This is a genomic window from Actinoplanes oblitus, from assembly GCF_030252345.1.
Classification (GTDB): domain Bacteria; phylum Actinomycetota; class Actinomycetes; order Mycobacteriales; family Micromonosporaceae; genus Actinoplanes; species Actinoplanes oblitus.
Genome location: NZ_CP126980.1, coordinates 7627661 through 7646941 on the forward strand (window position 1 = coordinate 7627661; position 19281 = coordinate 7646941).

The 19281-nt window shown below is 73.1% G+C and carries 17 protein-coding genes; 9 read left to right on the forward strand and 8 right to left on the reverse strand.

The window, feature by feature from the left end:
• Positions 1-16: 16 nt before the first annotated feature.
• The 8 genes from Actob_RS33880 to Actob_RS33915 all read left to right on the forward strand — a co-directional run bounded on the left by Actob_RS33880 (position 17) and on the right by Actob_RS33915 (position 8355).
• Entirely contained in the window at positions 17-1747 is a 1731-nt protein-coding gene (locus tag Actob_RS33880; protein ID WP_284915961.1) for a serine/threonine-protein kinase, read from the forward strand.
• Positions 1748-1953: 206 nt separating this feature from the next.
• Positions 1954-3246 (forward strand): serine/threonine-protein kinase, encoded by a 1293-nt coding sequence (locus tag Actob_RS33885; protein ID WP_284915962.1) that lies wholly within the window; start codon positions 1954-1956, stop codon positions 3244-3246.
• 117 nt (positions 3247-3363) lie between these two features.
• Positions 3364-3666, forward strand: coding sequence for an urease subunit gamma (locus Actob_RS33890; protein ID WP_284915963.1), 303 nt, complete (start codon positions 3364-3366; stop codon positions 3664-3666).
• Positions 3663-4070 (forward strand): urease subunit beta, encoded by a 408-nt coding sequence (locus tag Actob_RS33895; protein WP_284915964.1) that lies wholly within the window; start codon positions 3663-3665, stop codon positions 4068-4070. The genes Actob_RS33890 and Actob_RS33895 overlap by 4 nt, the downstream gene beginning before the upstream one ends.
• Before the next feature lie 49 nt (positions 4071-4119).
• Positions 4120-5838: an urease subunit alpha gene (locus tag Actob_RS33900; protein ID WP_284915965.1), complete on the forward strand. Its 1719-nt coding sequence runs from the start codon at positions 4120-4122 to the stop codon at positions 5836-5838.
• 27 nt (positions 5839-5865) lie between these two features.
• The gene (locus Actob_RS33905; RefSeq protein ID WP_284915974.1) at positions 5866-6510 is read left to right on the forward strand and encodes an urease accessory protein UreF; all 645 of its coding nucleotides are present in this window, start codon (positions 5866-5868) and stop codon (positions 6508-6510) included.
• Positions 6511-6640: 130 nt separating this feature from the next.
• On the forward strand, positions 6641-7264 hold the full coding sequence (gene ureG / locus Actob_RS33910; protein WP_284922429.1) for an urease accessory protein UreG: 624 nt from the start codon (positions 6641-6643) through the stop codon (positions 7262-7264).
• A gap of 215 nt (positions 7265-7479) precedes the next feature.
• Complete coding sequence (locus Actob_RS33915) at positions 7480-8355, forward strand: urease accessory protein UreD (RefSeq protein ID WP_284915975.1); 876 nt, start codon at positions 7480-7482, stop codon at positions 8353-8355.
• 451 nt (positions 8356-8806) lie between these two features.
• On the opposite strand, the gene Actob_RS33920 is transcribed toward Actob_RS33915, so the two are convergent.
• The 8 genes from Actob_RS33920 to Actob_RS33955 all read right to left on the reverse strand — a co-directional run bounded on the left by Actob_RS33920 (position 8807) and on the right by Actob_RS33955 (position 18345).
• The gene (locus Actob_RS33920) at positions 8807-9979 is read right to left on the reverse strand and encodes an alcohol dehydrogenase catalytic domain-containing protein (RefSeq protein ID WP_284915976.1); all 1173 of its coding nucleotides are present in this window, start codon (positions 9977-9979) and stop codon (positions 8807-8809) included.
• Between the two features lie 121 nt (positions 9980-10100).
• Entirely contained in the window at positions 10101-11003 is a 903-nt protein-coding gene (locus Actob_RS33925; protein ID WP_284915977.1) for a sigma-70 family RNA polymerase sigma factor, read from the reverse strand.
• Positions 11004-11207: 204 nt separating this feature from the next.
• On the reverse strand, positions 11208-11459 hold the full coding sequence (locus Actob_RS33930; RefSeq protein ID WP_284915978.1) for a hypothetical protein: 252 nt from the start codon (positions 11457-11459) through the stop codon (positions 11208-11210).
• Between the two features lie 306 nt (positions 11460-11765).
• Positions 11766-13694 (reverse strand): serine/threonine-protein kinase, encoded by a 1929-nt coding sequence (locus tag Actob_RS33935; RefSeq protein ID WP_284915979.1) that lies wholly within the window; start codon positions 13692-13694, stop codon positions 11766-11768.
• Positions 13695-14042: 348 nt separating this feature from the next.
• A complete protein-coding gene (gene cphA, locus Actob_RS33940; RefSeq protein WP_284915980.1) occupies positions 14043-16769 on the reverse strand; it encodes a cyanophycin synthetase in 2727 nt (908 codons plus the stop codon).
• Complete coding sequence (locus tag Actob_RS33945) at positions 16660-17547, reverse strand: cyanophycinase (RefSeq protein WP_284915981.1); 888 nt, start codon at positions 17545-17547, stop codon at positions 16660-16662. Before Actob_RS33945 ends, cphA begins: the two co-directional genes overlap by 110 nt.
• 39 nt (positions 17548-17586) lie before the next feature.
• A complete protein-coding gene (locus tag Actob_RS33950; RefSeq protein WP_284915982.1) occupies positions 17587-17889 on the reverse strand; it encodes an MFS transporter in 303 nt (100 codons plus the stop codon).
• A gap of 27 nt (positions 17890-17916) precedes the next feature.
• Positions 17917-18345 (reverse strand): winged helix-turn-helix transcriptional regulator, encoded by a 429-nt coding sequence (locus Actob_RS33955; RefSeq protein WP_284922430.1) that lies wholly within the window; start codon positions 18343-18345, stop codon positions 17917-17919.
• Between the two features lie 229 nt (positions 18346-18574).
• Here Actob_RS33955 and Actob_RS33960 point away from each other — a divergent pair, with 229 nt between their 5' ends.
• Positions 18575-19096 (forward strand): PaaI family thioesterase, encoded by a 522-nt coding sequence (locus Actob_RS33960; RefSeq protein WP_284915983.1) that lies wholly within the window; start codon positions 18575-18577, stop codon positions 19094-19096.
• Positions 19097-19281 lie beyond the last annotated feature (185 nt).

The window sequence follows — 19281 nt, forward strand, 5'->3', positions numbered from 1 at the left end:
GGGTAGAGGAAGACGCATGCCTCAACCCGGAGAGTTGCTCGGCGGACGGTACCGGCTGGACGAACGGATCGCGGCCGGTGGCATGGGCGAGGTCTGGGCGGCCACCGATACCGTGCTGGGCCGTCCGGTCGCGGTGAAGACCCTGCTCGGCGGGCTCGGGGCGGATTCCGGGTTCCTGAACCGGTTCCAGCACGAGGCCCGGACGATGGCCGCGTTGCGGCATCCGGGCGTGGTGCCGGTGTACGACTTCGGGGAGACCGAGGACGGCGCCTTCCTGGTGATGGCGCGCGTGGCCGGGCAGCCGCTGAACCGGCTGCTCGCCGACCGCGGGCAGCTCACCGTGGCCGAGACGATGTCGGTGGTGGCGCAGGCGGGACGGGCACTGCAGGCCGCGCACGAGGCCGGGGTGGTGCACCGGGACGTCAAGCCGGGCAACCTGATCATCGAGCCGGACGGGACGGTGGTGCTGGTCGACTTCGGAGTGGCCCGGTCGGCGAACTCGGTCACCCTGACCGGGGCGCGCGAGGTGGTCGGCACCGCGCTGTACATCGCTCCGGAGCAGGTGTCCAAGCGGGCCACCGGTCCGGCCGCGGACATCTACGCGCTGGGCGCGGTGGCGTATCACTGCCTGGCCGGGCGTCCGCCGTTCCTCGGGGACAACCCGCTCGCGGTGGCGCTCCAGCACGTGACGGACGAGCCCGCGCCGCTGGCACGGGAGATACCCCGCCCGGTCCGCGACCTGGTCGGCATCGCCCTGGCCAAGGATCCGGCCGAGCGCTTCCCGTCGGCCGCCACCATGGCCGCCGCCGCCGAGTCGGCGGCGGACGGCATCGCGCTCAGGCCGGGGGCCGCCACCGCCCTGCTCGCGACAGCGGCCAACCTCGCCGCCACGGAACAGGCCGCCGCGGGGAGGACGGGGACTGCCGGGACAATCGGAACCGCTGGAACCGCCGGGACCGCTGAAACCAATGGAACCGCCGGAGCCGGGACCGCCGGATTCACTGGAACCGCCGGGACCGCCGGGACGAACGCGACCGACGGGACCGGGACAGCCCGGACCGCTGAAACCGCGGCCACCACCCGGACCGCCGTCCCCGCCGGAGCGTTCGCCGCCCGCGCCATGGTCGGCGCCCCGCGCCACCCCGACCTCCCACCCGGACCGGCCCGGGACGGCCACACCATGGCAGTCACGATCCCGGCTTCCGCCGAAACGCTCGGCCGCCCGGCGATCGATGACCCGGAACTCCCACCGCCCGCCGACCCCACCGGTCCCCGGCGCAAACGAGCCCTGCTCACCGTGATCGCCACGGTGCTGCTGCTCCTCGGCGCGGCAGCCGCGATCGCCCTGGCCGATCCCTTCCACCTGTTCGGCGACGACCCCACCGGCGGCACCGCGCCCGGCGCCGGCCAGCCCTCGACCATCGTCAAGACCAGCGAGACCCCGGCCACCACCCGCAAGCAGGACCACACCGACCGACCCCGCAAGACCACCCCCACACCCACCCGGAACGGCGGCCCCGCGACCGAGCCGACCACCTCGGCCCAGCCGACCGAGACCGAGACGAGCACCGAGGAGACCACCGACCCCACCGAGGACCCGACCACCGCCGCGCCGACCGACACCGAGACCTCGAGCGACGATGGCGACACCGGCGACACCGGTGGCGACACTGGAGGCAATGGCGAGAACACCGGAGGCAACGGCGGAGGCGAGGAGAACGAGGGCGCCGGAGCCAACGACCAGTAGGCCAGGGTCGAACGACGTACACCACATGAACCGTGACATCCCGGGACAATGCGTCCGACATCGAGGGCATGCGCGCCGGCTCGTGAACGGTGACCCGGCCGTGCTGACCGCGACTGCGGTCGCGGCCGACCCGGAGGCCGAGCTCCGGCAGATCATCGCGGCGTCCGAGGCTGCCGGTAGCAAAAACCAGGCATAGGCTGTCACCTATGCCCGACGCCGGTGACGCGCTGAACGCGCGCTACCGGCTGGACGACCGGATCGCGGCGGGCGGCATGGGCGAGGTGTGGCGGGCGACCGACACCCTGCTCGGCCGCCCGGTCGCGGTCAAGATGCTGCTGGTCGAGCACGCCGCCGAGCCGACCTTCCAGCAGCGGTTCGAGCACGAGGCCCGGGCGATGGCCACGCTGCGGCATCCCGGGGTGGCGGCGGTCTACGACTACGGCACCACCGCCGAGGGCGCCTACCTGGTGCTGGCCCGGATCGACGGGCAGCCCCTGGACCGGCGGATCGCCGAGCGCGGCCGGTTCTCCCCGGCCGAGACGATGGCCCTGGTGGCCCAGGTGGCCGGGGCCCTGCAGGCGGTGCACCGGGCCGGCATCGTGCACCGCGACGTCACCCCCGGCAACCTGATCATCGAGCCGGACGGCAACGTGGTGCTGGTCGATTTCGGGGTGGCCCGCTCGGCCCTGTCGGTGACCCTGACCGGCGCGCGCAACGTGATCGGTACCGCCTGCTACATGGCTCCGGAGCAGGTGGCCAAGGCGACCGTCGGTCCCGCCGCCGACCTGTACGCCCTCGGCGCCGTCGCCTACCACTGCCTGACCGGCCACCCGCCATTCGAGGGTGACGACGCCGTCTCGATCGCGCTCCGGCACGTCACCGAGGAACCGCAGCCGCTTCCCGGCGACCTGCCCGAGCCGGTCCGCGCCCTGGTCGCCCGGGCGCTGGCCAAGGATCCGGCGGACCGGCACCCGTCCGCCGCCGCGCTGGCCGGCGCCGCCCGGTCCGCGCTCGGCGGCCGTCCGGACGCCGCCGGCCTGCTGGCGACCGAGAGCGCCACGGTCGCCATCCAGTCCGCTCCGCCCGCGCCGCCCGCGGTGATCCTGGACCGGCCACCCCGGACCCGTCTCCTGCTGCCGGTCCTGGCGGTCCTGCTGGCCGCGCTCTCCGGAGCGGCCGCCGTCACGCTGGTCAGCGACCCGTTCGACTGGTTCCCGGCCACCCCCGCCACGACCCCGGCCCCCACACCCGCCCCGCCGAGCGGATCACCACGCCCGAGTCCGGCACCCACCCCATCGAAGACGATTTCCGGTACGCCCACCGCGGAGAACCCGCCGCCCACCCGCCCTCGGACTCCCCGTACCCGCCGCAGTTCCCGCAGCCCCGCACCCAGCAGCCCGTCCCCGCCGACCAGCGCGGACCCCGGCGGCAGCGGCACCACCAGCGAGGAGCCGGGCAACTCGGAGCCGGCCGGCGGCGGCCCCTCCGGCGACTCCTGAGCCCGAAGCCCGCACATTTCCGCCCGGATGAGCGGTGCGGACGTGTTTTGATCAGCGAGGGTTACCCGCCGGAAATCTCCACATGCGAACATCTCGGGGCGCGACCAGGGAGGTGCTTTGTTCCTCAGCCGACATGAGCAGGAACGTCTGCTCATTCACGTGGCGGCCGACGTCGCCCAGAAGCGACGCGCGCGCGGTCTGAAACTCAACCACCCCGAGGCGACCGCGATCATCACGGCGTTCCTGCTCGAGGGCGCCCGTGACGGACTCGGCGTGGTCGAGCTGATGGATGCCGGTCGCCGGGTCCTGACCCGCGACGACGTACTGCCGGGCGTGCCCGAAATGCTGACCGAGGTGCAGGTGGAGGCCACCTTCCCGGACGGCACCAAACTGGTCACCGTGCACGGGCCGATCGCATGATCCCCGGCGAGATCCTGTTCGGCGACGGCGAGATCGTCATCAACCCCGGCCGGCCGGAGCTGGACCTGACCGTCCGCAACACCGGTGACCGGCCGGTCCAGGTCGGCTCGCACTTCCACTTCGCCGAGGCGAACGCGGCACTGGAGTTCGACCGCGAGGCGGCGTGGGGTCACCGGCTCGGCATCCCGGCCGGCACCTCGGTCCGTTTCGAGCCGGGAATGCCCCGCGACGTCGTCCTGGTCCCGCTGGCCGGCAACCGGATCGTGCCGGGGCTGCGCGGTCTCGCCGGTGGCGTGCTGGACCGCGTCCCGCCACCCGCCGAGCCCGACCCGACCGACATCGAACCCGCCGGCTCCCTGGACGAGGACACCGGCGAGGCCCAGCCGAACGGGAGTCCCCGGTGAGGCGCGCGACGATCGAGCCGACCGGCACGCGGAGAAGTGAGGACGCCGCATGACCTCCCTGGACCGCAGCCGCTACGCGGCGCTCTACGGACCCACCGCCGGCGACCGGATCCGGCTCGCCGACACCAACCTGCTGATCGAGATCGAGGAGGACCGCAGCGCCGGCCCGCACCCCGGTGACGAGGTGGTCTTCGGCGGCGGCAAGGTGATCCGCGAGTCGATGGGCCAGTCCCGGGCCACCCGCGCCGAGGGCGTGCCGGACACCGTGATCACCGGCGTGGTGGTGCTCGACCACTGGGGCATCGTCAAGGCGGACGTCGGCGTCCGGGACGGCCGGATCACCGCCATCGGCAAGGCCGGCAACCCGGACACCATGGACGGTGTGCACCCGGACCTGGTGATCGGCGCCAGCACCGAGATCATCGCGGGCAACGGCAAGATCCTCACGGCCGGGGCAATCGACAGCCACGTGCACCTGATCAGCCCGACCATCCTGGACACCGCCCTGGCCGCCGGCATCACCACGATCATCGGTGGGGGCACCGGCCCGGCCGAGGGCACCAAGGCCACCACCGTCACCCCGAACGCCTGGCACCTGGCCCGGATGCTGGAGGCGATCGACACCTTCCCGATCAACGTGCTGCTGCTCGGCAAGGGCAACACGATGTCCGAGGAGTCGATGTGGGAACAGCTGCGCGGCGGGGCCGGCGGCTTCAAGCTGCACGAGGACTGGGGCACCACGCCGGCCGCCATCGACGCCTGCCTCAAGGTGTGTGACGCCTCCGGGGTACAGGCGGCGATCCACACCGACACGCTGAACGAGGCCGGTTTCGTCGAGGAGACGATCCGGGCGATCGGCGGGCGCTCCATCCACGCCTATCACACCGAGGGCGCCGGCGGCGGGCACGCGCCGGACATCATCACGGTGGCCGCGCACCCCAACGTGCTGCCGTCGTCGACGAACCCGACCCGGCCGTACACCAAGAACACCCTGGCCGAGCACCTCGACATGCTGATGGTCTGCCATCACCTGAACTCGGCGGTGCCGGAGGACCTGGCGTTCGCCGAGAGCCGGATCCGGCCGTCCACCATGGCGGCCGAGGACCTGCTGCACGACCTCGGAGCGATCTCGATGATCGGCTCGGACTCCCAGGCGATGGGCCGGGTCGGCGAGGTGATCATGCGAACCTGGCAGACCGCGCACGTCATGAAGGCGCGGCGCGGCGCGCTGCCCGGCGACGGGTCCGCCGACAACAACCGGGCCAAGCGATACGTCGCCAAGTACACGATCTGCCCCGCGGTGGCGCACGGGATGGCCGGCCAGGTCGGCTCGATCGAACCCGGCAAGCTCGCCGACCTGGTCCTGTGGGATCCGGCGTTCTTCGGAGTGCGCCCGGCGCTGGTGCTCAAGGGCGGGATGATCGCGTACGCGCAGATGGGTGACGCGAACGCGTCGATCCCGACGCCGCAGCCGATGCTGCCGCGGCCGATGTTCGGTTCCTTCGGGGTGGTCCCGTCCCAGACGTCGCTCGCGTTCGTCGCCCCGGCCGCGATCGACGCGCTGCTCAGCGACCGGATCGGGGTGAAGCGGGCGCTCGTCCCGGTCGGTGACACCCGCTCGGTCGGCAAGGCCGACCTGCCGCTCAACGACGCGATGCCCCGGATCGAGGTCAAGGCGGACACCTTCGAGGTACGCGTGGACGGCGAGGTCGTGGAGCCGGATCCGGTGACCGAGCTGCCGATGGCCCAGCGATACTTCCTGTTCTGACGGGCCCGGTCCGATGAGCGCTGTCCGATGAGTCTCGCGACGCTCCTGCTGCTCGCCGACGGCCGGCTGCCGTCCGGCGGCCACGCGCACTCCGCCGGGCTGGAGGCGCAGGTCGCGGCCGGCCGAGTCCGGTCCGTCGACGACCTCGGCGGGTTCCTGCGCGGGAAGCTGGCGACCAGCGGGCTGGTCGCGGCGGCGTTCACGGCCGCGGCGTGCGGCTCCCCGGCGAGGTTCGCCGAGCTGGACGCCGGGCTCGACGCGCGGACGCCGTCACCGGCCCTGCGCAAGGCTTCCCGGGCGCAGGGCCGAGCGCTGCTGCGGGCCGGCCGGGCGATGTGGCCGATGGCGGACATCGGGCGGGAACCGCACCAACCGGTCGCGCTCGGTGCGCTGGCGGCCGCCGCCGGGCTCACACCCGGCCAGGCCGCGACCGCCGCGGCGCACGGCACGATCACCGGTCCGGCCAGCGCGGCGGTCCGGTTGCTGGGACTCGATCCGTACGGGGTGCACGCGCTCCTGGCCCGCCTCGCACCCGCCTGCGACAGGGTGGCGGCACTCGCCGCCGCACGGTCCTGCGACGCCGTCGACGACCTGCCGGCCGCGGGCGCTCCACTGCTCGACATCGGCGCCGAACACCACGCCACCTGGGAGGTGCGTCTCTTTGCATCCTGAACCGCAACATCCTGAACCGCGGCATCCTGAACCGGGGCATCCCGAACCGGGGCACCCGCAGCCCCACCAGCACGGCCCCGACGAGGTTCCGCACACCCATCCGGAACCGGGGGTCGATCCGCACGCTCCCCTGCACGCCGGGGCGCGGGCACTGCGCATCGGGATCGGCGGCCCGGTCGGATCCGGCAAGACCGCGCTGGTCGCGGCGCTGTGCCGGACCCTGGGCGCGGAGCTGCGCCTGGCCGTGGTCACCAACGACATCTACACCACCGAGGACGCCGACTTCCTGCTGCGCAACGGCGTGCTGCCGGCCGAACGGATCCGCGCGGTGGAAACCGGCTGCTGTCCGCACACCGCCATCCGCGACGACATCTCGGCGAACCTGGACGCCGTCGAGGACCTGGAGGCGTCCCTCGGCCCCCTCGACCTGGTGCTCGTCGAGAGCGGCGGCGACAACCTGACCGCGACGTTCAGCAAGGGCCTGATCGACCAGCAGATCTTCGTGATCGACGTGTCCGGCGGCGACAAGGTGCCGCGCAAGGGCGGCCCCGGCGTCACCACCGCCGATCTCCTGGTCATCAACAAGACCGACCTGGCCCCCCTGGTCGGCGCCGACCTCTCGGTGATGGACCGGGACGCCCGAGCCCGCCGCCACGACCTGCCGACCGTTTTCCTGTCCCTGACCGAGGACCGAGCCGCCACCCCGGTGGCGAACTGGATCCGAGGCCTGGTGGCAGCCCACGTCTCCGCCTGACGGGCCACGGTCCGGCGGCGGCGCCCGCCCCGCCGGAGCTCACGCGACCCCCTGGCCGCGCGTGCCCCGCCCGGCACGACACCGCCAGGTGCGCTGGCGCACCCTCGCCGGAGCCCACGCGACCCCGGCCATGCGTGCCCGGCTCCGGCCCGATGGCGACGCGGGTCCGTGGCGCGGACGCCACAACGAAAGGAAGCTGCTGGTGGAGCATGGGAATGAAGGCTGAGGCGCGGGTCGTGGCCGAGGCCGACGGGCACGGCGGGACCCGCCTGGTCGTGCTCCGCGGCCAGTCCCCGCTCCTGCTCCGGCGGACCGGCCCGCACCGGGCAGCTGTTCCTCGCGCGGCCACCGGCCCGACCGTGCACCTGATCGGCGGCGCGGCCGGCCCGCACCCGGCAGCTGTTCCCCGCACGGCCACCGGCCCGACCATGCACCTGATCGGCGGCGCGGCCGGCCCACTGCGCGGCGACGACCTGCGGCTGGACATCGAGGTCGGTCCGGGCGCGTGGCTGGAGATACTGAGCGTCGCGGCCCAGCTGGCCCTGCCCGGCCGCCCGGCGCCGGCATCCCGGATGACCATCACCGCGACGGTCGCCGCCGGCGGCACACTGCGGTGGCTCCCGGAGCCGCTGATCGCCGCGGCCGGCTGCGACCACATCGCCGTCACCCGGGTCACGGTCGAGGCCGGCGGCTCCCTGCTGTGGCGCGACGACCTGGTCTGCGGTCGCCACGGCGAAGATCCGGGCGATGTCATAGCCGACACCCTTTTCGGGTACGCCGGCAGCACCCTCCACCGTCACGAACTGGCGGTAGGCCCACGCGCCCCCGGCTGGAACGCCGCCGCCGTCCTCGGCCCCCACCGAGCCATCGGCACCCTCCTGCTGGCCGGCCCCGCCGCAGCCGTCCCGAACCTCACCGTCCCGCATTCCCCTGGTCCCAGTCCCACCGTCGCGGCTGCCGCGATCATGCCCCTGGCCGGCCCCGGCGTGCTGGCCACCGCCGTAGCCCCCGACATCCGCGCCGTCCGAGCCGCCCTGGATCCCCTATGCGCCCTCCGCCCGACCCCCTGCGCATCCCCCGGCTGGCCGTGAGCACCCTGTCCCAGCCCGGGACACCACCACCAACACCAGCCCACAACACCCGGCTGGCCGTGAGCGCCCTATCCCAGCCCCGGACACCACCACGAGCACCAGCCCACAACACCCGGCTGGCCGTGAGCACCCTGTCCGAGCCCGGGACACCACCACCAACACCAGCCCAGGACACCCGGCTGGGCGTGAGCGCCCTGTCCGAGCGCGGGACACCACCATGAGCACCAGCCCACAACACCCGGCTGGGCGTGAGCGCCCTATCCCAGCCCCGGACACCACCATGAGCACCAGCCCAGGACACCCGGCTGGGCGTGAGCGCCCTGTCCGAGCGCGGGACACCACCATGAGCACCAGCCCGAGGTGCTTGGGACGGCAGCGGGCCGTGGGCGGCGGCTGCGACAGTGACCCGCGATCCGGGGAACCGAGCCCGTCGGGCCCGGCGAGGGGGCAATCAGCGTGACGGGTCGATCATGGTCATGCCGGCGACCGTGGCCTGATCGAATCCGGGCAGCAGCGCCGCCGCCTCAGCGAGGCCGACGGTGCGTTCGATGAGTCGTTGCGGCTGGAGCACGCCCTGCTCGATCAACCGCATCATCGCCGGATAGTCCGCGGCGGCCATCCCGTGGCTGCCCAGCACGTCGAGTTCCCAGCCGATCACCCGCGACATCGGCAGCCGCGGGTGCCCACCGACCGGCGGCAGCAGCCCGATCTGCACATGCCGCCCCCGCCGGCGCAGGCTGAGAATCGCGTCGGCGCAGGCCCGCTCGTTTCCGACCGCGTCGACAGTGACGTGGCTACCGCCACCGGTGATCTCTGCGACCGCGCCCGGCACGTCACTGACCGAAACGAGCCGACCGCCAACGGCGCCCGGACCGTCACCGACCGAGACCGGCCGGGCCGCAACCGGGGACGGGCCGGAAGCGGCCACGACAGGCCCCTCGGCGAGCCGCACCGCATCGTCCGGGACCGGGTCGCCGGTGAGCAGGGTGTACTCCGCCCCGATCCCGGCCGCCACCGCCAGCGCCTCCGGATTCCGGTCCACCGCGACCACCCGAGCCCCGAGCGCCCGGGCGATCATCACCGCGCTGAGCCCGACCCCGCCCACGCCGACAACCGTCACCCACTCCCCTCCGGCAACCCGGGCCCGCCCGGCCAGCCCCCGGTACGCCGTGGCGAACCGGCACCCCAGACTCGCCGCCGTAGCGAACTCCACCTGGTCCGGAACGGCCACCAGGTTGGTGTCGGCGGCGTGCAGTACCACGTACTCGGCGAACGATCCCCAGTGCGTGAACCCGGGCTGCTCCTGCTCCGGGCACACCTGTGCCTGCCCGCTCCGGCACCACTGGCACCGCCCGCACCCGCACACGAACGGCACTGTCACCCGGTCACCGGCGGCCCAGCCGGCGACGCCCGGACCGACCTCCGCCACCACCCCGGCCAGCTCGTGCCCGGGCACGTGCGGGAACACGATGTCGTCGTCGTGGCCGGCCCACCCGTGCCAGTCACTGCGGCACAGCCCGGTGGCCAGCACCCGGACCACCACCCCACCGGGCGGGGCGACGGGCTGGGGAACTTCTCGAACCTCCGGACGGCCCCGGACGGTATCGACAACCACGGCACGCATCGGAACATCCTCCCCCACCCGGCACCGGGAACGGCGGGACCGCTGACCGCCGTACCGAAAGCGCCGCGGACATGGTGGAGGGCGGACCGCAAGCGATCCGCCCTCCGCCGCATGTGATTCGCTACGCGGCAACCGCTATCGGTACGCCGTGACTGTCGGTCAACGCCAGCCGGGTGTGCAGGTTGCCCTGCTGCTGCACCTTCGCGAAGTACTCGGTGCGCCGGCGTTGCAGGCAGCCCTTCCGGGTGCGCGGGCCGCCGGCGGCGACGGTCAGCAGTTCCGGCGCGAGCGAGCTGTTCAGTCCCTCACGCAGCAGGCGCAGCGCCTCGGTGCGCAGCTGGGAGATCCGGGACTCGGTCACGCCGAGCCGCGCCGCCACCTCGCTGAGCGGTTGCTCCTGCAAGAACGACTCCTCCACGACCTGGCGCAGCCGCTCGGGCAGCGCCTGGATGGCCTGATGCAGGTAACCCAGCCGTTCCCGCTTGAGCAGCAGGTCCTCCGGTCCCTCGGACAGCTCCGGCACCATCTCCTCGGCCGCCCCGGTGGGGAAGCCCTGCAGGCTCAGCAGCGACGCCTTCTGCACGTCGTCCTCGACGCTGGCCAGTTCGGAGACCCCGATGCCGAGCATCTCGGCGACCTCGGCGTCGCTGGGCGTGCGCCCGAGAGCGGCGGTGAGTTCCTGGCGAGCGGTTGCCGCGCGCCGTGCTCGCGCCCGCACCGATCGGCTGGCCCAGTCCTGTCCCCGGAGTTCATCCAGCAGCGCGCCGCGAATCCGGACGGCGGCGAAGCGGTGGAAGGGAATCCCGCGGGTCACGTCGAAGGAGCGAGCCGCTCCGAGCAACGCCGCGAAACCGGCTGATGAGAGGTCATCTGAGTGGACATGGCCGGGCACCCGGTTGAGCAATTCCCGGACCAGATGGCCAACCATCGGCATGTGTTCGCGGATCAGGTCCTCGATGTCGCGCGCGGAGGGCGCGTCGTGATGGGTGCCGATGGTGGCGGGGAGTTCGGTCGTGACGGTCACGTAGTCCTCCTCGCTCGTACGAACCGGCTGGTGAAGCCGGCTGACGAGAAGAACACTGATCGCCGTTGGGTGCAGCGGGGCCCGAACTCGGTTGCTTTTGTGGAGTTTTTTCACGTAAAGCCTCAGGTCGGGGCGACCCGAGCGGCAAAGCACGACGATCCGCCTGGCCCACGGCCATGCGGATCGTCATCAGGAGAGAAAACCTCAGTGGCACACCGGTGCGCGCCAGGCCACGACCTCGGCGAGTTCGTCCTGCACCCACCGCATCCGGCGGACCGCCACGTCGGGATGGTCACCGAACTCGGTGGCCACGCCGGCGGCGCATCCGTCACTGCCGTACTGGAGGATCATGCTGGTGATCGCCTCCTCCAGGACGGCGCGGCTCGGGTACTCGGACGGCTGCAGGTGTGAGACGAACAGCGCCTCGGCGGCCAGATCCTTCACAGTGCTGATCATTGTCGAACTCCCCGTTGCGACGACCTGCTTGTTGGTCCGGTGGACAACCCTCGCTCATCATCGCCGCGAGAGCTGTGCCGGTCGGCAGCCACGCCGTGCGAAAACACCGCGATCCGGGCAACGATCATCAGGGTGGATGACCGTGCGGAAACCCGGGCGGATGGAAGCAGAGCGCCTGTCGTTCTCGTTTCACCGTAACTCGGTGGTCGCCGGTTCGACTTCTGGTTTTTCTCCCCGGCGGCTGCCGCGGCCGGTCTGATCAACTGACCGGCCGCCAGCCCTTGTACCCACCACCGGGCCGGACAATCACGTCGTAGTGTCGTCGCCGTCGAGTTCGTCGTTCGGCGGCAGTACCGGTGTGGTCGGGGTGGGTGTCGTCTCGGTCGTGGTGGGCGTGGTGGGCGTCGGCGACGACGGCCCCTCCGAGGCGTGCGGCTCCGGCGGGATGGTGGTGGTCGGGCCGCTGCTCGGACCGCCGTTGTCGATCCCGCTGCCGGTCGGCGCCGACGAGCTGCTCGCCCCGGCGGTCGGGGTGACCCCCGGCGTCCCGGGCTTGGCCGGCGCGGCGCTGGTGGTGGTCGGCGTGATGTGCACGATGCCGCCCGGGTCGATCGAGATGCCCGGCTCCGGGGTGCTCTCGGTGGCCGGCGCGCCGAACCGGGTGGTGCCGTCGGAGAGGTGCTCCACCGGCCGGGACGGCGCACCCGGCTCGCTGGACACGAACGCCTCGCAGTTCTTGCCGTTCAGCTGGAACACCATCGGGGCGGCGTTGCTCTGGGCATAGCGCCCGGTGATCTCCAGGGTGGTGTTCTCCTGCGGCTGGAGCGGGCCGGGCGACTTGACGGTGACCGCCCGCTGGCTCTGCTCGAGATCGATCTCGCCCTTGCCCTTGACCACCTGGTCACCGTTCATCAGGAACCAGAGCTTCCAGTCCTCGACCGGCGTCTCGCCCCGGTTGGCGACCGTCACCTGCGCCTTGAACCGGCCGTTCTGCTGCGACCAGACGGCGTAGCTGACGATGCAGTTGCCGGACGCGGCCACCACGCTGGGGCCGGCCGGCACCACCGCGTTGGCACGGTCGTCCGGCTCGCCCGGGGCGGCCAGGCTCCACCCGTACGTCAGGGCGGTGAGCACCGCGATGGTGCCGGCCACCACCAGGACGCGCCGGGTCCGGACCTGTTTCGGGCTGCGCGCCGGTAGCGGGGCGGCCGGTGGCGGGGGCGGCGTCGGCGGGGCGGCGCTGCCCGGGCGCAGCGGTGGAGCCTTGGGCGCCGGGTCGGCGGCGGCCGCGGCCGGGCCCATGCCGGCGTACGGATAGCCGGACGGCAGGATCGTGGTGTTCTCCCCGCTGTCCGCCCAGTCCGCCTGGAAGCCGCCCACCTGGGCCGGCGGGGTGCCCGCCGCGATCCCGGCGAGCAGGTGCGCCACCTCGGCGGTGGGTGGCCGGTCGGCGGGACGTTTCTCCAGGCAGCGGCCGATCAGCGCGTCCACCTCGGCGGGCAGGCCGTCGACCGGGGGCAGCGGCTCGGGCTCGGTGTACTGGTGCGCGCGCAGCAGGGCGGTGGTGGTGCCCACGTCCCACGGGAGCTGGCCGATCAGCATCCGGTAGATCAGCAGGCCGACCGCGTAGACGTCGGTGGCCGGGCTGACCTGGCCGCCCTCCAGCCGCTCGGGCGCCAGGTAGGCCGGGGTGCCCAGCAGGCTGCCGTCCGGGTCGGTGTCGTTCTCCCCGATCAGGGCGGAGATGCCGAAGTCGACCACCTTGGCGCCGGACGAGGTGAGCATGACGTTGGCCGGGGTGACGTCGCGGTGCACGATGCCGCGGGCGTGCGCGGCGGCCAGGGCGGCGGCCACGTCGGCGCTGATCCGCACCGCGGCGTCCCACGGCAGGGTGCGGACCCGGGACAGCACGGCGGCCAGCGACTCGCCGTCGACCAGCTCCATCACGACGTACGGCACCGGCTCACCGTCGACCGTGGTGGCCTCGCCGTAGTCGTACACGTTGGTGATGTGCGGGTGGCTCAGCCGTGCCGCGGCCTGGGCCTCGGCGCGCAGCCGCCGCCGGAACGACGGGTCGGCGCTGGTGGACGGGGGCAGCACCTTCACCGCGACCTGGCGCCCCAGCACCTCGTCGAACCCTCGCCAGACCACTGACATCCCGCCGGCGCCGAGCCGCTCGACCAGCCGGTACCGGCCGGCGAGCAACCCCGAACCGGGCAGGTCCGTCGTGCTCATGTGCCCCCACATGCGCGCTTCGAGGAAACGCCGGACCGCACCGCCATGCGTCCGACGCTGGGCGAGCCGGGCCCGCCATCGGACCCTGAGCATCCCCCATCGACGGCGAGGATGTTAGTACCTATCCGGCTCCAGATCGACCCAGTCATCACGCGATCTACCAGGGAATAATTACCGTGAGTTGGAGCGGGTGCACGCACCCGGACACGACGGCAAGCGCTTTCCGCCACGGAGCGCCACGAGATCAGCCGAGGATTGCCCGCTTCGTCGGAACTTGCGGTTTCAACTTTAAGGATGACTCCATGAAGGAGTTGTCACGATCGGTCAGAGGTTGGGCACCCAGAGCGATCATGGCTGTCCATGATCTGTCACACTGCTTGACACCAGTTGCGGGGCCGACCACCCCGCCGGGGGTACCGGCGGCACCGGCGTGACCGGACGACTGCCCGCCGACACGGCGCCCAGCCCGGTCAGGAAGTCCCGCATCGACGCCCACTTCTCGTAGATCACCAGCACCACCTCGCCCGGCGCGGCCAGTCCCAGCGCGGCGGTCACCGCCTCCCGGCTGCCGTCCGCGCGTACCGTCCGGATCTGCGGCCGGCGCGCCCGCATCTCCCGCTCGACCAGCCGGGACACCTCGCCCGGGGCACGCCCGCGCGGGTCGCAGTCGTCGTAGAGCACCGCCCGGGTCAGGCCGTCCGCCAGGATCTGCGCGGAGGCGGCGAGCAGGTCGTCCCGGCGGTCCCCGGGCAGGGTCACCGCCGCCACGCAACGGTCGGTGCCCCACAGCCGGTGCAGTGTCCGCAGCGTGGCGGCGAGCGCGGCCGGGTTGTGCGCGTAGTCCAGGAAGAGCGAGACGTCACCGAGCCGGAGCAGGGTGCCGCGGCCCGGGTTGTCCACAGTCGGGTCGAACTCGGCGAGGCGGGCCGCCACGGTCTCCGGGCGGGCACCCAGGGCGCGGGCCGCGGCGATCGCGGCGAGGGCGTTGGCGGCGGCGTGCGGGGCGGCTCCCCCGTACGCCCCGGGCACCTCGGCCAGGCGCAGCAGCGGGGTCCGCCGGGCGCCGGTGGCCTGGACCAGCCAGCCGTCGTGCACGACGTACGCCGTACCGCCGCGGCCCAGATGCTCGGAGAGCACCGGGTTCGCCGGGTCCAGCCCGAACCAGACCAGGCGCTTGCGGTCGGCGCGTACCCGGGGCCGGCCGGCCAGGCTGCGCACCCACGGGTCGTCGACGTTCAGCACCAGCGTGCCGCCGTCCCGGACCCGTTCGGCCACCACCGCCTTGACGTGCGCCAGGTCCTCGATCGAGGCGAGCCCGTCCTGCCCCAGGTGGTCGGCGGTGATGTTGGTGACCACCCCGACGTCCGTCCAGTCGTAGCCCAGCCCGCGGCGCAGCAACCCGCCCCGCGCGGTCTCCAGCACCGCCACCTCGACCTGCGGGTCACCGAGCACCTGCTGCGCCGAGCGCGGGCCGGTGGCGTCGGCCAGGTACACCGCGCGGCCGTCCACGTACACCCCGTCGGTGGTCGCCGTCCCGACCCGCCGGCCGCCGCTGAGCAGATGCGAGATCAGCCGGGTCACCGTGGTCTTGCCGTTCGTGCCGGTCACCGCGACGGCCGGGATCCGCCCGTCGGAGCCGCCCGGGAACATCGCCCGGACTATCGCGTCGCCCACGTCGCGGGACCTGCCGCGTACCGGGGCCAGGTGCATCCGCAGCCCGGGCACCGCGTTCACCTCGATCACCCCGGAGGCCGGCTCGTCCTCGCCGGACGGCGGCAGCGGCGCGGCGATGTCCGGCAGCCGCAGGTCGATCCCGGCGATGTCCAGCCCGACCAGCGCGGCCACCCGCTGGCAGAGCCGGGTCACGTCCGGATGCACCTGGTCGGTGACGTCCCGGCTGGTGCCCCCGGTGGAGAGGTTGGCGCAGTCGCGCAGCCAGACGGTACGGCCGTCGGGCGGCACCTCGTCCGGCCCGAGGCCGGCCGTCTGGAGCGCCGCGGCGTCCAGGGTGATCCGGGTCAGCACCCGGGAGTGCCCGACGCCGCGCCGCGGGTCCGCGTTGACCCGCTCGACCAACTCGGCGAGCGTCGACTCGCCGTCACCGACCACGTGCGCGGCGATCCGCTCGGCGGCGGCCACCACCTCGCCGGCCACCACCAGCACCCGGTAATCCCGTCCGGTCAGCTGACGTTCGACCACCACGTCCGGGCCGGCCGCGGCGAACGCCCGCTCGACCGCCTCCGGGGTGTCCAGCCCGAGGACCACGTCACACCCCTGCCGCCCGCGCCGGGGCTTCACCACCACCGGCGGGCCCAGCTCGGCCAGCAGCCGGACCGCCTCCTCCGGGGTGGTCGCGACGCCGCCGGACGCGACCGGGATGCCGGCCTCGCCGAGCAACCGCCTGGTGACGTGCTTGTCGCAGGCGATGTCGATGCCCACGCCGCTGGTCCGGTCGGTCATCGCGGCCCAGGCCATCCGCCGCCGGGTGCCCCAGCCGAGCCGGACCAGGCTGAGGTCGTCGAACCGCTCGACCGGGATGCCCCGCCGGCGGGCCGCCTCGATGATCGCCCGGGTGCTCGGGCCGGTCGCCTCGCGCTCGGCGATCGCCGCCAGGTCGGCGAGGCGTTCGGCCGGCGGGCGGCAGGCCCGCCCCGCGTGAATGGCCAGGACCAGCTCCACCGCGGCGTCCAAGAGCTTTCCCGGTACGCGTGACTCCGGCGACTCGTCCACCGGGCACTCCAGGATCACGTCGTAGAGTCCGGTCTCCCCGGCCGACACGGTCCGTCCGAAGCTGACGTCCCGGCCGATCAGCTGGGACAGTTCCAGGCAGACGTGCTCGGTGACGTGCCCGAAGTAGGTGCCGCCGCGCAGCCTGCTGACGAACCCGCCCGGGGCGCCGGCCGCGCAGTGGTGGTCGGCCAGCCCGGGCAGCGCCCGCAGCAGGCGCTCGGTGAACCCGGTGACGTCAGAGGTCTCCTGGCCGGTCAGCTCCTCCAGCCGGATCCGGGCCACCACCGCCGGCCGGGACAGATACACGTTCGGGCCGCGCAGGCGGCGCAGGCTCTCGATCTTCATGGGAGTCGTCCCCGATCCCCGGCCGCCGGCCGGTCAGGTGAAATGTGTGCCCCGCCGGCAACACGTGAACCAGGGCCCCGGTCAGCGCTATCGGCCCGGCCGGCGGAACCCTGATGTCGGTGGCCGCGCCAGCGTCGACCACCGTGACCGCGCCACTGCCGAGCACCTCGAACCGGTCGCCGTCGGTGAGGATCGCGGTGTCCTCGTCGATGCCCAGGCCGAGTTCGTGCGGATACCTGGCGACCGCGCTGAGCAGCCGGTTCAGCCGCCCGCGCTGGGCGAAGTGCTGGTCGATCAGCACCCTCGGCAGGAACTCCAGGCCGGGCGCGGTACGCACGGCGTCCGCCGTCACCCCCGGCCGGTCCCCACCGACGATCATGGTGCCGGACATCATCGCCGCGCCCGCGCTCGTCCCGCCGAGCACCACAGCGCCACCGCCGACCAGCTCCCGCAGCAGCGAGTCGGTAGCCGTCCCGCCCAGCACGCCGGTGATCCGCTCCTGGTCACCGCCGGTGAAGAAGACCCCGGTGGCGGTGCGCAGCAGATCGGCGCTCTCGGGCGCGTTCGCGTCGGCGCGGGTGGCCAGGCGCAGTGCGCGGGCCGAGCCGGCGCCCAGCGAGGTGAACGCGTCCACGTGGAACGCCTCGGCGGTGTCCGGCGTCTCGCTGGCGGTGGCGATCACCAGGATCCGGGCCGACGCAGCCCCGGCCAGCTCCACGAACCGGGCGAGCAGTGCCGGCCCGGCGGCGCCTCCCATGATCAGTAGCCGGCCGTCCACCGTGCCTCCTCAGCGGGCCCAACCGGGCCACTGTTGAGGTTAATCGGAACAAAACCGAAACATCCGGCTAATCAGAATGCTCAGAAGGCAGCAGGTGGCGGACCTCGGGCGGGCCGTCGGCCAGCGCGATCGCCCGCTTCTCGATCGCTCGTCCTCCTCGGTGAGCCGGCCCTGGTGCTGGCGCAGGTACTCCTCCCACGTCGCGACCAGGTAGACCTCGACGAACCGGGCCGGGTCGGCGCCGTCCCGGAACAGGCCCCACCGCATGGCGCCGGTGCGCTGCCGGAAGCCGCGCAACTCGCGCATGGCGGCCACGAAGGCCGCCGGGTCGGACCCGGTCACCCGGTACGTGGCGGAGACCAGGATCGTCTAGGTCGCCGGAGTTCTCCGCCGGGCACCCGGTCCCGGGCGGGACAGCACGTCGCGGTGATCGGTCACCTCGTGCCGGTCCGCGCAGCGGATCTCGACGCGCAGCTCGGCGGCGCAGTCCCGGTGCACGAACTCGATCGGCGGCCCCTGCGGATCGGCCAGATAGCGGTCGCCCCACCCGGCCAGCGCGATCAGCACCGGATAGAGGTCGAAGCCCTTCGCGGTCAGCCGGTACTCGTGCCGCACCCGGGCGCCCGGCTCCTGGTAGGGCTCGCGGCGCAGCACCCCGTGCCCGACCAGGGCGGCCAGCCGGTTGGCCAGCACCTGCCTGGGGATCCGGGTGCGCACCCGCATGTCGTCGAAGCGCCGGATCCCGGTGAACACCTCGCGCAGCACGACCATCGTCCACTTCTCGCCGAGGATCTCCATCGCCCGGCCGATCGTGCAGTTGTCCACGTCCCAGTCGAGCGCACCCGGCTTGCCGTGATCAGCTCCCGCCTCACCGCGGCCCGCACCCGCCTCACCGCGGCCCGCACCCGCCTCACCGCGGCCCGCTCCCGACCTACCGTGCTCCGCACTCGGCGGTGTGACATGAGCGACCATCCGACCAGGCTAGGTCTCGTTGACAGACGCAGCAAGTAGGTGCCAGCCTGCATCCATGACGCAGACTCAGGATGCTCCGGCCCAGACCCGGACCCGCACCTTCTCCTGGACCGACCCGTCCGAGCACGTCAAGCTGCTCGCCACGCGCACCGGCCTGGACATCCTGCGATCGATGGCCGCCGGCGAGCTCCCGCCCCCGCCGATCTTCCAGCTGATCGGCGGCAGCGGCCTGCACGCCGAGCCGGGCAGCGTCACCATCACGCTCGACCCGCAGGAGTTCCACTACAACCCGATCGGCACCGTGCACGGCGGGATCATCTCCACCCTGCTGGACACCGCCGCCGCCTGCTCGGTCCAGTCCACCCTGCCCCTCGGCGTCGGCTACACCAGCATGGACCTGAACGTGAAGTTCCTCCGCGCCGTCACCGTCACCTCCGGCACCCTCACCTGCACCGGCGCCGTCCTGCAGAGCGGGCGCCGCACCGCCCTCGCCGAGGCCCGGCTCACCGACGCGCAGGGCCGCCTGATCGCCCACGCCACCTCCAGCTGCCTGCTGTTCGAGCTGCCCAAGCCGTAACCGTCCGGGGCATCGCCCGGCGATCACTACCATCGCGCGGCTGTCCGAGCCGCAGGTCGACCGCCTACTTCATCCCGCGCACCTGACGTCCGGCGGAAGCGCAAGCGAGAGTCCCCGCCGAAAGCGCGAGCGGAGGGCGCCGACCGAAACCCTGGCGGAGGGCGCCGACGGAAACGCTGGCGAGG